Source organism: Curtobacterium sp. MCJR17_043, assembly GCF_003224315.2.
Classification (GTDB): Bacteria; Actinomycetota; Actinomycetes; order Actinomycetales; family Microbacteriaceae; genus Curtobacterium.
Genome location: NZ_CP126259.1, coordinates 3,002,228 through 3,015,030 on the forward strand (window position 1 = coordinate 3,002,228; position 12,803 = coordinate 3,015,030).

The 12,803-nt window shown below is 72.0% G+C and carries 10 protein-coding genes and 5 pseudogenes; 8 read left to right on the forward strand and 7 right to left on the reverse strand.

The window, feature by feature from the left end; all coding sequences use genetic code 11:
- The first annotated feature begins 22 nt into the window (after window positions 1-22).
- Window positions 23-763, forward strand: coding sequence for an SDR family oxidoreductase (locus tag DEJ15_RS15620; RefSeq protein WP_110826052.1), 741 nt, complete (start codon window positions 23-25; stop codon window positions 761-763).
- A 14-nt stretch (window positions 764-777) separates the two neighbouring features.
- Here DEJ15_RS15620 and DEJ15_RS15625 read toward each other — a convergent pair whose 3' ends face one another.
- The 5 genes and pseudogenes from DEJ15_RS15625 to rsmI form a co-directional block, all read right to left on the reverse strand.
- A complete protein-coding gene (locus DEJ15_RS15625; RefSeq protein WP_284175238.1) occupies window positions 778-1,266 on the reverse strand; it encodes a hypothetical protein in 489 nt (162 codons plus the stop codon).
- A 114-nt stretch (window positions 1,267-1,380) separates the two neighbouring features.
- Window positions 1,381-2,246: pseudogene (gene rsmA, locus DEJ15_RS15630) on the reverse strand (16S rRNA (adenine(1518)-N(6)/adenine(1519)-N(6))-dimethyltransferase RsmA).
- A gap of 15 nt (window positions 2,247-2,261) precedes the next feature.
- A pseudogene (locus DEJ15_RS15635) lies at window positions 2,262-3,173 on the reverse strand (TatD family hydrolase); the annotation flags it as partial.
- Window positions 3,170-4,747: a methionine--tRNA ligase gene (gene metG, locus DEJ15_RS15640; RefSeq protein WP_110825970.1), complete on the reverse strand. Its 1,578-nt coding sequence runs from the start codon at window positions 4,745-4,747 to the stop codon at window positions 3,170-3,172. The gene metG and the pseudogene DEJ15_RS15635, both read right to left, overlap by 4 nt.
- A 123-nt stretch (window positions 4,748-4,870) precedes the next feature.
- A pseudogene (rsmI, locus tag DEJ15_RS15645) lies at window positions 4,871-5,694 on the reverse strand (16S rRNA (cytidine(1402)-2'-O)-methyltransferase).
- Window positions 5,695-5,772: 78 nt separating this feature from the next.
- On the opposite strand from rsmI, the gene DEJ15_RS15650 reads away from it, so the two are divergent.
- Window positions 5,773-7,404, forward strand: a complete 1,632-nt coding sequence (locus DEJ15_RS15650; protein WP_181419619.1) for a dolichyl-phosphate-mannose--protein mannosyltransferase — start codon at window positions 5,773-5,775, stop codon at window positions 7,402-7,404.
- A 91-nt stretch (window positions 7,405-7,495) separates the two neighbouring features.
- Here the strand turns inward: DEJ15_RS15650 and DEJ15_RS15655 are convergent, their stop codons facing one another.
- Together DEJ15_RS15655 and DEJ15_RS15660 are read right to left on the reverse strand one after the other, a co-directional pair.
- Complete coding sequence (locus DEJ15_RS15655) at window positions 7,496-7,858, reverse strand: SbtR family transcriptional regulator (protein WP_284175239.1); 363 nt, start codon at window positions 7,856-7,858, stop codon at window positions 7,496-7,498.
- Between the two features lie 19 nt (window positions 7,859-7,877).
- Complete coding sequence (locus tag DEJ15_RS15660) at window positions 7,878-8,261, reverse strand: TetR/AcrR family transcriptional regulator (protein ID WP_284175241.1); 384 nt, start codon at window positions 8,259-8,261, stop codon at window positions 7,878-7,880.
- 280 nt (window positions 8,262-8,541) lie between these two features.
- Here DEJ15_RS15660 and DEJ15_RS18995 point away from each other — a divergent pair.
- From DEJ15_RS18995 to DEJ15_RS15685, 6 genes and pseudogenes are all read left to right on the forward strand, one after another.
- Window positions 8,542-9,306 (forward strand): annotated as a pseudogene (locus tag DEJ15_RS18995) (MFS transporter); the annotation flags it as partial.
- A 79-nt stretch (window positions 9,307-9,385) separates the two neighbouring features.
- Entirely contained in the window at window positions 9,386-9,877 is a 492-nt protein-coding gene (locus tag DEJ15_RS19000) for an MFS transporter (protein WP_349814742.1), read from the forward strand.
- Between the two features lie 255 nt (window positions 9,878-10,132).
- Entirely contained in the window at window positions 10,133-10,927 is a 795-nt protein-coding gene (locus tag DEJ15_RS15670) for a sulfurtransferase (RefSeq protein ID WP_284175242.1), read from the forward strand.
- Window positions 10,928-10,981: 54 nt separating this feature from the next.
- Window positions 10,982-12,049: an NAD-dependent epimerase/dehydratase family protein gene (locus DEJ15_RS15675; protein ID WP_110825964.1), complete on the forward strand. Its 1,068-nt coding sequence runs from the start codon at window positions 10,982-10,984 to the stop codon at window positions 12,047-12,049.
- A gap of 87 nt (window positions 12,050-12,136) precedes the next feature.
- A complete protein-coding gene (locus DEJ15_RS15680; RefSeq protein ID WP_284175243.1) occupies window positions 12,137-12,385 on the forward strand; it encodes a DUF255 domain-containing protein in 249 nt (82 codons plus the stop codon).
- A pseudogene (locus DEJ15_RS15685) lies at window positions 12,267-12,569 on the forward strand (DUF255 domain-containing protein); the annotation flags it as partial. The gene DEJ15_RS15680 and the pseudogene DEJ15_RS15685, both read left to right, overlap by 119 nt.
- Between the last annotated feature and the right edge of the window lie 234 nt (window positions 12,570-12,803).

Below are 12,803 nucleotides of genomic sequence, written 5' to 3' on the forward strand. Positions count from 1 at the left end.
CGGCGCGGGCATCGTGGTCGTCATGGACACCACCAACAGCACCGTCTTCATCCCCGGCGCGACCTCGGGCATCGGCCTGACGCTCGCGCTCCGCCTGCAGGCCGCGGGCAGCACCGTCGTCATCGGCGGGCGCCGACAGGCCCTGCTCGACTCCCTCGCCGAGGAGCACGGCCTCGGCACGGTCCAGATCGACGTCGCCGATGCCGACTCGATCCGGGCGGCCGCCGACCAGGTCCTCGCCGCACACCCCGGACTCGACACCCTCGTGACGATGTCGGGCATCATGCGGAACGAGGACCTCCGCGACCCCGGCCACATCGAGGACGCCCTCGAGACGATCCAGACGAACCTGGTCGGGACGATCCGCCTGATCGACGCGTTCCTGCCGCACCTGCTCACCCGCCCGGCCGCCACCGTCATGACGGTGTCGTCGGGGCTCGCGTTCGTGCCGCTCACCGCGACCCCGACCTACAGCGCCACCAAGGCCGGCGTGCACTCGTACACGCAGGCACTCCGACAGCAGCTCGTCGGCACCGCGGTCGAGGTGCTCGAACTCGCTCCGCCGGCCGTGCAGACCGACCTGATGGGCGGAGCGGACTTCGGCGGCATGCCCCTCGACGCCTTCGTCGACGAGGTGATGACGATCATCGAGACCGGCGGGACGTCGGAGGTCCTCGTGCAGAACGTCCAGCCGCTCCGGTGGGCCGAACGCGACGGCACCCACCAGCAGATCCTCGAGATGATGGCGGGCCGCGAGCACTGAGCCCGCCCTGCGGCTCAGACCGCGGCGAGCAGGTCCCGCAGTCCGGCCTTCGCCTCGGGCATCCGCTCCGGCCCGGTGAGACGTTCACGCGTCGCCGACAGCCGGACGGTGCCCGGGCGGGGGCCGTCCTCCGTCGTGAGCAGCACCGACTCCCGGTCGGCGGACGTCCACCGGGCCGAGGGACGCTTCCCACCCCGGCGCTCCGAGGTCGGGCCGTGCCCGAACGCGGCGGACGCGACGACGACCGCGCGGTCGAGCACCGCCTCCCGGTCGCCGTCGACCTGCCGTGAGGCCGAGACGGCGAACGTGCCGTCGGAGCGCTGCCCGGGGACACGGAGGCCGCGGGACTGCTCGTAGCCGACGGCGACGCTCTGCGCCCACCAGGGGTCGACGCCCTGACCGACGAGCCAGGCGGCGATGGCCGTGTGGCCGATGGTGCGCCCGTCGGCTCGGTCGAGGCGGTCGTACCAGTCGTCCGGCGCGGCACCGGTGGCCGCGGCCACGCGGTCGGCGGGGATCCCCCCGTGCGTGCGAGCGGACGACGTCGTCGGTCATGGAGCGAGCGTACCCAGCGCGGACCGGATCCTCCGCCGGACGGCTGCCCATGTGTGGCGGGGTCAGGACGCGGCGCCGCCGGCGGCCGCGAGGACGGTCCGGCCGAGCCGCACGAAGTCGTCGACCCCGAGCTCCTCGCCGCGGGCGGTCGGTGCGATGCCCGCCGCCTCGAGGACCTCCGACGCACGGGCGCTGCCACCGAGGACGCCGGACAGTGCCTGCCGCAGCATCTTCCGCCGCTGCTGGAACGCCGCGTCGACGAGGGTGAAGACCCGCGACCGCAGCTGCTCGTCCCCCCGGCGGTTCGTGCCGGTCGAAACCGACGAGCACGCTGTCCACGTTCGGCACGGGCCAGAACACCTGGCGGCTGACCTGCCCCGCGATGCGCCACGAGCCGTACCAGGCGGCCTTGACGCTCGGGGACCCGTAGACCTTGCTGCCCGGGTCCGCCGCGAGCCGGTAGCCGACCTCGGCCTGCACCATGACGAGCGACCGGACGAGGGACGGGAAGGTGGCGAGGAGGTGCAGGAGCACCGGCACGGAGACGTTGTACGGCAGGTTCGCGACGAGGTGCGTCGGCGCCACGGGCAGGTCCTCGGCGGCCACCTGGAGTGCGTCCTGGTGGACGACCGTGAGGCGGGCGTCGGGCTGCATCGCGGCGACGGTGGTCGGCAGGTGCGCGGCGAGCCGGGCGTCGATCTCGACGGCGGTCACGGGAGCGCCGGTCTCGGTCAGCCCGAGCGTCAGGGAACCGAGCCCGGGACCGACCTCGAGCACGCGGGAGTCCGGCGTCACCCCCCGCAACCGAGACGATGCGTCGCACGGTGTTGGCGTCGTGCACGAAGTTCTGGCCGAGCTTCTTGGTGGGGGTGACGTCGAGCGTCGCCGCGAGGTCGCGGATCTCCGCCGGACCGAGGAGGGCACCCATGACTACTCCCCCCACCGTGGTCGGCTCGTCGTCCCACGAGCCGTACACGAGCTCGGTGTTGGACGAGATCTGCTCGGCCAGCGTCGACGGGTCGGTGCCGAGGGTCTCCGCCATCGACCGCACGGTGAGCGGGATGAGGTACGGCGCGTTCGGCCGGCCGCGGAACGGCGTCGGTGTGAGGAACGGGGCGTCGGTCTCGACCATGATGAGGTGCCGCGGCGCCACGTGCAGGGCGTCCCGCAGGTTCTGCGCGTTCTTGAACGTGACCGTCCCGGCGAAGGACATGTACCAGCCGCGTTCGGCGCAGAGCCGCGCGAGTTCGGTGCCGCCGGAGAAGCAGTGGAAGACCGTCCGCTCCGGAGCGCCGACGCGCTCGAGGACCTCGACCACGGCGTCGTGGGCGTCCCGGTCGTGGATCGTCAGCGCGAGGTCGTACTCCTTCGCGATCCGGATGTGCTCCTCGAACGAGCGGACCTGGGCGGCTCGGCCGTCGTCCCCGGTCCGGAAGAAGTCGAGTCCGGTCTCGCCGATCGCCCGGACGCGCGGCAGCCCCGCGAGCGCTTCGATGCCGGCCAGGTGCTCGTCCAACAGCCCCTGCTCGTCGAGCACCGGCGCTTCGTTCGGGTGCAGGGCCACCGCCGCGAGGACGCGCGGCTCACGGGCTGCGATCGACGCGGACCACTGCGAGGTGGCCAGGTCGGTCCCGACCTGCACCACGCCGCGGACACCGACGTTCGCGGCGCGGTCGAGGTGCTCGCCGTACTCGAGCGGACCGTCCCCACCGTCACCGACGCCGTCGGCGATCTCCATGTGGGTGTGGTTGTCGTACACGGGGACCGCCAAGGCCTGCGGCAACGGCGGGTACGTCAGGTCCCGCTTCTGCCGGCCACCGTCGCCACCGCGTGCGCGGACGTGCGCGTCCGTCACGCGGCGCCCTGCTCCGGCTGCTCGATGCGCGGGAACAGCCCGGCGGCGAGGGGCGTCACCGTCTCGGAGCCCTGCCACTCCCAGGCACGGTCGACGCGCTGCTCGGCGATCGACCCGCCGGCACCGATCGACGCCCAGAGCTTCTCGGTGGCCTTCGGCATGACCGGCGACACCAGGACCGCGACGGTCCCGAGTCCGCGGAGCGCCGTGACGAGCACGGTCGCGAGCCGCGCACGCTGCGCCTCGTCCTTGGCGAGGGCCCACGGCTCCTGCTCGGTGATGTAGCCGTTGAGGGCGTCCACGAGCTCCCAGACGGTGCTGATCGCGTCGTGCGGCGCGAAGGCCTCGATCGCGGCGTCGGCACGCTCGGTGACGGCCTGCGCGAGGGCGTCGATCGCAGCGTCGGACTCGGTCAGCTCCCCGCGCTCGGGGACGGCACCGTCGAAGTAGCGGTTCAGCATCGCGACGATGCGGGACGCCAGGTTGCCGAACCCGTTCGCGAGCTCCGCCTGGTACCGCGCCGAGATGTCCTCCCAGCTGAAGTTGCCGTCCTGCCCGAAGGTGATGGCACGCAGGAAGTAGTAGCGGAACGCGTCGGACCCGAACGTGTCGGTGATCTCGCTCGGGGCGATGCCGGTCAGCTTCGACTTCGACATCTTCTCGCCGCCGACGAGCAGCCACCCGTGGCCGAACACGCGCTCCGGCACCGGCAGTCCGGCCGCCATGAGCATCGCGGGCCAGATGACAGCGTGGAACCGTGCGATGTCCTTGCCCACGATGTGCACGCTCGGCCAGAGACGCTGGAAGGCCTCGTCGTCCTCCGTGCCGTAGCCGAGTGCGGTGACGTAGTTGAGGAGCGCGTCGAACCAGACGTAGAGGACGTGGTCCGAGTCCCACGGGATCTGGATGCCCCAGTCGAAGCTCGACCGCGAGATGGACAGGTCGCGCAGGCCCTGCTTGACGAACGACACGATCTCGTTGCGGACGCTCTCCGGCTGGATGAACTGCGGGTTCGACTCGTAGAGGTCGAGCAGGCGCTGCTCGAAGTCGGACATGCGGAAGAAGTAGTTCCGCTCGGCCAGGACCTCCACCGGGATTGAGTGGATCGCGCAGACCTGCTGGCCCTCGTACGGACCGGTCCCGGGCACGAGGTCGCTCGGCTGCTTGTACTCCTCACACCCCACGCAGTAGAAGCCCTCGAACTCGCCCGCGTAGATGTAGCCGTCGTCGTACAGCTTCTGCAGGAACGCCGTCACGCCCCGCTCGTGCCGCTCGTCCGTCGTCCGGATGAAGTCGTCGTTGGCGACGTCCACCGTGTCGAGCAGCGGCTTCCACGCGTCGGTGACGAGGCGGTCGGCCCACTCCTTCGGTGTGACGTCGTTCGCCGAGGCGGTCCGCAGGATCTTCTGCCCGTGCTCGTCGGTGCCGGTCAGCAGCCAGGTGTCGTCGCCGCGCTGCCGGTGCCAGCGCGCGAGGACGTCCGCGGCGACCTCCGTGTACGCGTGCCCGATGTGGGGCACGTCGTTGACGTAGAAGATCGGCGTGGTGATCGAGAACGAGCTGCCGTCGGCCATGCGGACCATCCTAGAGGCGACTCGAAACCGCGTGACGCGCCTCCCGGCCGCCTGTGGATGACCGGACGGGAGGCTCGTCGCGACGTCGCCACGGGCCTCCCGTCCGACTCCCCCCCGGTCGGTTCAGCGCGCGGCGAGCGCGCCTTCGTAGAGGTCCCGCTTCGACAGCCCGGTCGCGTCGGCCACCGCGGCGGCGGCTTCCTTCATCCGCGCTCCCGCGGCCACGCGCTCGAGCACGAGGCGGACACCGTCCTCGATCGTGGCGTCCTCCCCCCGACCCGGTGGCCCCGGCGACGACGACGCAGATCTCGCCGCGGACCCCGTCGGCCGCCCACTCGGTCAGCTCGGCGAGGGTGCCGCGACGGACCTCCTCGTGCAGCTTCGTGAGTTCACGACAGACCGCCGCGCGCCGGTCGGCACCGAAGCCGGCGGCCATGTCCCCGAGCGTGTCGGCGATCCGGTGCGGGGACTCGAAGAAGACCATCGTCCGCTGCTCCCCGGCGAGCGCCGCGAAGACACGACGCCGCTCCCCGCCCTTCCGGGTCGGGAACCCCCTCGAACGTGAAGCGGTCGGTCGGCAGCCCGGAGAGGGCGAGGGCGGTGAGCACGGCGCTCGGGCCGGGGACGGCCGTGACGGTGACGCCTGCGGCCGCGGCGGCCTCGACCAGCGGGAACCCGGGGTCGCTGATCGCCGGCATGCCCGCGTCGGTGAGCACCACGACGTCGTCCTCGCGTGCGAGCTCGACGACCTCGGCCGCGCGCTCCCGTTCGTTGTGCTCGTGCAGCGCGATGAGGCGCGGTCGGTTCTCGATGCCCAGGGCACGCATGAGGTGGATCGCGGTCCGGGTGTCCTCGGCGGCGACCACGGAGGCGTTCGACAGCGTCTCCACGAGTCGACGGGAGGCGTCACCGAGGTTGCCGATGGGGGTTGCTGCGAGGACGATCACGTCCCCATTGTCGTCGTCACGCCTGCGACCTGTGGACAGCGCAGCCGACGCGTGCGCGGCCTCCGTAGGATGCTGCGCGTGACCACGGACCTGGCCGACCCGCTGCAGACCGTGCCGGACGTCCCCCGTGGCTCGCGGCTCGACGACTGGTGGGCGCGCACGCTGTCCGTCGGCTGGCGGGTCGCCGCCTGGCGCTGGGGCGGCCCGATCGCGGTGACGGTGCTGGCCGCGGTGCTCCGCCTGGTCGACCTCGGGCGACCGCACTCCCTGGTGTTCGACGAGACGTACTACGTCAAGGACAGCTGGTCGCTCGTGCACCTCGGGTACGAGGGCACCTGGCCGGCGAACCCGAGCGACGAGGGCGCGCCGACCACCGACGACCGGTTCGCGAGCGGGCAGACCGACATCTACTCCCGCGCCGCCGAGTTCATCGCGCACCCGCCGCTCGGCAAGTACCTCATCGGCCTCGGCATGCTGGTGTTCGGGCCGGACAACGCGTTCGGGTGGCGGTTCACGGTCGCCGTGCTCGGCATCGCGACCGTGTTCCTCATCGCCGTCATCGCGCGGTCCTTGTTCCGCTCGACGCTCGTCGGGACGCTCGCCGGCGGTCTCCTCGCCGTGGACGGGCAGGCGATCGTGATGTCCCGGGTCTCGCTGCTCGACGGCATCGTCACCTTCTTCGTCGTCCTCGCCTTCGGCGCCCTGCTGCTCGACCGCCGCTGGTCCGCCCGCCAACTCGACCGGTGGACCGACCGGCGGGCAGCGGCCGGACGGGCCACGCTCTGGGGCCCGGTGCTGTGGTGGCGACCGTGGCTGCTCGCGATGGGCGTCGCGCTCGGGCTGGCGTCGTCGACGAAGTGGACCGGGATGTACTTCCTGGCGTTCTTCGCGGTGTACTCGGTCCTCAGCGACATGATGCTGCGACGCCGGGCGGGCGTGGTGTTCTGGTCGTCCAGTGCGGCGCTGCAGCAGGCACCGGTCACGTTCCTGCTCACCGTGCCGGTCGCCGCAGTGACCTACCTGGCCTCGTGGTCCGGGTGGTTCCTGACGAAGGGCGGCTGGGACCGCGACTGGATCGGCGGCGGCGGACAGCGCTGGACGGGCGTGCTCGCGTGCGTGCCCGACAGTCTGCAGAACTGGTGGCACTACCAGTCGGAGATCTACGCCTTCAACATCGGCCTGCACACGCCGCACTCGTACCAGGCGAACCCGCTGCTCTGGCTCGTCATGCAACGCCCCACGTCGATGTACTACCAGGGCACGAACGCCGGCCAGGACGGCTGCGGGTTCGACCGGTGCGGCGCTGCCGTGACCGGGATCGCGAACCCGTTCATCTGGTACGCCTCGGTGATCGCCGCCGTGGTGCTGCTCGTGCTCTTCGTCACGCGTCGGCGCTGGGAGTACGGGCTCGTCCTGATCGGCATCGGCGCCGGGTACCTGCCCTGGCTCATGTACCTGGACCGGACGGTGTTCCAGTTCTACACGATCGCCTTCGAGCCGTTCCTCGTGACGGCGCTGGCCGCGGCGATCGCGCACCTGATCGGGTCACGGGACGATCCGCGGCGACGGCGGACGCGGGCGCTGCTCGGGCTCGGCGTGTACCTGCTGGTCGTGGTCCTCGCATCGGTGTACTGGTACCCGATGTGGACGGCGATGCAGGTCCCCTGGGACTTCATCCGCTCGCACTACTGGCTGCCGAGCTGGTTGTAGCGCTCGGGCGATCGCGCCGTCGCAGGCACGCGCCGTCGCGGGCCCGCGCGGTCGCATCCGCGTGCCCTCGGGGCCACCTGGGACGCCGCCGTCAGGACTGCGGCTGCATCGACCGCTCGAGGGCGTCGCGGTCGAGCGGCACGCCGACCATCGGGTCCTGCCGGGCCTGCGGCAGCACGCCGTCGACGAGGACCTGGGCGTAGCGCTTCCAGGCGTCCGGGTCGTGGTTCCGCGTCGCGTCGGCCACGGCACCGACCATCGTCGTGAGGATGGGCAGGTCACGGGCGTCGAAGCCCGGCCGGACGACCCCGGCCTCGCGGGCACGACGGATGATCTCGGCGACCTGCCGCTCGAGACGGTCCCGCTCCTGCATGACCGACGGTCGGGCCTTGCCCGCGCGGACGATCGCGTCGGCGAGCGCTCGGTCGCGGGCGCGGAAGGCGAACACGCCCATCAGGTACAGGCGGAGCGACTCACGGGGGGTCGGTCTCCTCGGCAGCGGCCGCGGCCGCGGCGTTCAGCGCCTCGAACTTGGCGCTGAGCAGGGCCGCGATCAGGGAGTCCTTGTCGGCGAAACGTCGGTAGACGGTGCCGACCCCGACCCCGGCCTCGTGGGCGATGTCGTTCAGGGTCACCGAAAGGCCGCGCTCCGCGAAGCACTTCCGTGCCGTCTGCAGGATCAGTTCGCGGTTCCGCGCCGCGTCGGCACGGAGGGGCCGGTCGAGGTCGAGAGGCCGATCGAGATCGGCTGCGGGTCCGGTGGTGCTCACACACCGAATGTAATCGACCTCTCTGGGAACAAGCGGATGCGGTTGCTCCGTTTCGATGTACAGTGACCACAAGCGGATGCCGCGCATCCACTTCACCCTCCTCCGGGACGCCCGACGGCGCGCGCCCCTCCCCTTCCATCCTTCGAGAAGGAGGCTGTCATGACGGCAGAACAGACCGCGCCCGCTCCCACAGGAGCGACGCCGACGACCGCGGGCACCACCCCGGCCCGCACCGACCACCGCTGGATCGCCCTGGCGGTCATCGCGCTCGCCCAGCTCATGGTCGTCCTCGACGCCACCATCGTGAACATCGCCCTGCCCTCCGCGCAGGGGGGACCTCGGGTTCGCCACCGACCAGCGCCAGTGGATCGTCACGGCGTACTCGCTCGCGTTCGGCTCGCTGCTCCTGCTCGGTGGTCGTCTCGGCGACCTGTTCGGCCGGAAGAACACGTTCATCATCGGCCTGGTCGGGTTCGCCGTCGCCTCCGTGCTCGGCGGGCTCGCGGACTCGTTCGGGCTGCTCGTCGCCGCTCGCGCGCTGCAGGGCGTCTTCGGTGCGCTGCTCGCCCCGTCCGCCCTCGGCATGCTGACCACCACCTTCCGCGACCCGAAGGAGCGCGGGCGCGCGTTCGGCATCTTCGGGTCGATCGCCGGGTCCGGCGCCGCCATCGGCCTGCTGCTCGGTGGCGTCCTGACCGAGTACGCGTCGTGGCGCTGGTGCCTCTACGTCAACGTGGTCTTCGCGGTCCTCGGCGTGATCGGCGCACTCGTCTTCATGGCGAAGCCGCCGAAGGTCGAGCGTCCGCGCATCGACGTCGCCGGCGTCATCACCATCACCGCCGGTCTCGTCGGGGTCGTCTACGGCTTCTCGAACGCCGAGACGAACGGCTGGGACGCCCCGCTCACGATCGGCATGCTGGTCGGCGGCGTGCTGCTCATCGCCGCGTTCGTCGTCATCGAGACCCGGGTCGCGCACCCGCTGCTGCCGCTCCGTGTCGTGCTCGACCGCGACCGCGGTGGTTCGTTCGTCGCGATCGGCCTCGTCGCGATCGGCATGTTCGGCATCTTCCTGTTCCTGACCTACTACCTCGAGCAGACCCTCGGGTTCTCGGCACTGCAGACCGGCCTGGCGTTCCTGCCGATGCCGCTGTCGATCATGATCTCCGCCACGCAGATCGGCGGTCGCCTGCTCCCCCCGCGTCGGCCCGAAGGTGCTCATCTTCGCCGGGGCACTCGTCGCCGCGACGGGGCTCCTGCTGCTCCTCCGCACCGACCTCGACAGCTCCTACGCGGGCACCGTCCTGCCAGCTCTCGTCGTCATCGGCCTCGGGATGGGGACGATCTTCTCGTCGGCCATGAACACCGCCACGACCGGGGTCGCCCGGTCGGACGCCGGCGTCGCGTCGGCCACGGTGAACACCATGCAGCAGATCGGTGGCTCGATCGGCACCGCGCTGCTGTCGACGATCTTCGCGAACGTGGTGGAGAACAGCCTGTCCGGGCTGACCGCGGCTCCGACGGCGCTCCAGCAGGCGCAGGCCACGCTCGACGGCTACCACGCCGCCTTCGCGATCTCGGCCGGGGTGCTCGTGGTCGTGGCGATCGCCAGCGGACTGCTCATCAACCGCCAGTCCGTCCGTGTCGCCCGTCTCGAGCGGGCCGGGGCCGGTACGACCGGCAGCATCCCGACGGCTGCGCACTGAGCGACCGAGCGACTGCGTGGCTGAGCAACTGAGCGGCTGCGTCGCACGACACCACGGGACGGACACGGCACCGCGCGACCGCACGGTGCCGTGTCCGTCCCGTGCTGCGTCGTCCCGTCCGTGCCGGATCGCGCGGCACAAGTCGCCCCGTTGCTCACACCCTGTCGCGGGTCAGGGGTCTGGTTTACCGTGTGGGCATGGCCCCCGTCCTGACCTCGCCGCTCGTCTCGACGCAGTGGCTCGCCGACCACCTCGGTGCGGACGACCTGCTCGTGCTCGACGCGTCGGTGCACACGGACGGCCGCGGCCTCGACATGTCGTGGCACTCGGCGCGCGACGCCCACGAGCGCCGCGGCCACGTACCGGGCGCCGTCTACGCCGACCTCGTCGACGAGTTCTCCTCGCCCGAGACGGGACTCCCCCTTCACTCGTCCCGGAGCCGAGCAGTTCGAGGCGGCAGCCCGCGCGCTCGGCGTGAGCCGCGCCTCCACGGTCGTGGTCTACGACGACGGCATCGGCGAGTGGTCCGCACGGCTCTGGTGGATCTTCCGCTCCTTCGGCTTCCGGACGGTCGCCGTGCTCGACGGCGGGTTCGCGAAGTGGCGCGACGAGGGCCGGCCGGTCCGCGTCGGCGCACTCTCGCGGACTCCTCGGCGTGCCGCGGACGACGACGCCTTCGTCGCGGGCGAGGAACTCCCGCTGTGGGCCGACCGGTCGCGCGTGCTCCGCGCCGTGGACGGGTCGGAGCCGGCAGCACTCGTCCTCGCCGCAGACCCCGAGGACCTCGGTGACGACCACCCGCCCCTCGTCCCGGGCACCACGACCATCCGGGTGCGGGACCTCCTCGGCGAGTCGAACGCGTTCCTCCGTCGGTCGGAACTCGAACAGGCGCTCGCACCGGTCCTGACGGCGGACGAGGTCGTGACGTACTGCGGGGTCGGGAGCGCGTCGTGCGTGGACGCCCTGGCCCTGACGATGCTCGGGCACGAGAAGGTCCGCGTGTACGACGGGTCGCTGGCCGAGTGGTGGCGGGAGCCGATCGCCTCCTGACCGGGGCGGTCGACACCGCCGAGCCGACGTGGGCCGGGGGCTAGCGTTGGCGCCATGAGCAGCAGACGCGCGGTGGTCCTCGGCGGGACCGGTGGCATCGGGTCCCAGGTCGCCCGCGAACTCCTCGACCTCTCGGGTCGGGGTGGGGACGACTGGTCCGTCGAGATCGTCTCGCGGCACGGCGGTCCCGTCGCCGACGACCTCGTCGCCGCCGGTGCGCTGGCCCGACCCGGCGACCGACGGGACACCGCGCTGCTGCGGGACCTGCTGCGGCCGGGGGCGGATCTGCTCGTCGACACCGTCGGCGTGACCCGGGACGACGCCCTACAGCTCGCGCCGTTCCTGGACGACGTGGGCTCGACCGTGTTCGTGTCGTCGAAGGCCGTCTACGTCGACGAACAGGGGCGGCACGCCAACTCGGTCGACAAGCCGGTGTTCGGCGGCGCGGTCACGGAACTCCAGCCGACGATCGCGCCGAGTGACGGCGACCCGACCTCCCGCGACGGGTACGCCGCGGCGAAGGTCGCGGCCGAACAGGTGCTGCTCGACCACGGCGCACCGGTCACCGTCCTCCGCCCGTCCAGGGTGTACGGCATCGGGATCGGACGACCCCGCGAGTGGTTCGTGGTGCGGCGGGTCCTCGACGGACGGGAGCGGATCCTGCTCGCCGACCAGGGGCGCAGCGTCGACCACACGACGGCCGCGTCCGGCATCGGCTCGCTCGTCCGGCTGGTCGCGGAGGCCCCGGACCGCCGGATCCTCAACGTCGCGGACGAGACCGCCCCGACCGCGCTCGAGATCGTCCGCACGGTCGCCGGACACCTCGGGCACACGTTCGACGAGGTCCTGCTCGGCGAGGACGCACCGGCGTTCGTCGGACTCACGCCGTGGTCCACCCCGTCCCCGTCCGTGCTCGACACGACCGCGGCCCGGGCGCTCGGATGGGTCCCGCCGCGGTTCGCGGAGGCGGTCCGGTCGGAGGTCGACTGGCTCGTCGAGACCGCTCACCGGACCCCCGCGGACGGCGACGTCCCGTGGGCCGACGACCCGTTCTGGGACCGGATGTTCGACTACGGGCCGGAGGACGCGGCGCTCGCGCTGCTGTCGTTGGGGCTCGGCTGACGTGTGTGCAGCTGTGGACGTTGGCTCGCTCTCCACAGGACGGCCTGGAGGCCCGCCCACACAGGCCGGGCGGGGCACGCTGGGTGCATGAACGACAACCGGCTCGGATCCGCGGTCAGCCCGTACCTCCGCCAGCACGCCACCAACCCGGTGGACTGGCGGGAGTGGGGGAGCCGAGGCGTTCGCCGAGGCGCGCGAGCGGGGCGTCCCCGTCCTGGTGTCGATCGGGTACGCCACCTGCCACTGGTGCCACGTCATGGCCCGGGAGAGCTTCTCCGACCCCGAGGTCGGCGAGCTGCTGCGGCGGGACTTCGTCGCGGTCAAGGTCGACCGTGAGGAACGCCCGGACGTCGACGCGAGCGCGATGGCCGCCGCGAGCGCCTTCACCGAGCAGCTGGGCTGGCCGCTGACGGTCTTCATGACACCGGATGCGCAGGTTTTCTACGCCGGCACCTACTACCCGCCGCAGCCGGTCGGGCAGCACCCGTCGTTCCGCCGGGTCACGGCCGCGGTGCTCGACGCATGGCGGGACCGTCGGCAGGAGGTGGACGCGAACGCGTCGGCCATCGCGCGCGCGATCCGGCAGGGTGCGGAAGCGGACGCGGCGTCCGCGCAGGCGGGGCACACCGACGGAGCCAGCTCGGGCCTCCCGTCCGTCGACGCGATCCGCGGGGTCGTGACCGACCTCGAGCGAGCGGAGGACGCCGAGTACGGCGGCTTCGGGGGGCGCACCGAAGTTCCCGAACGCGCCGCT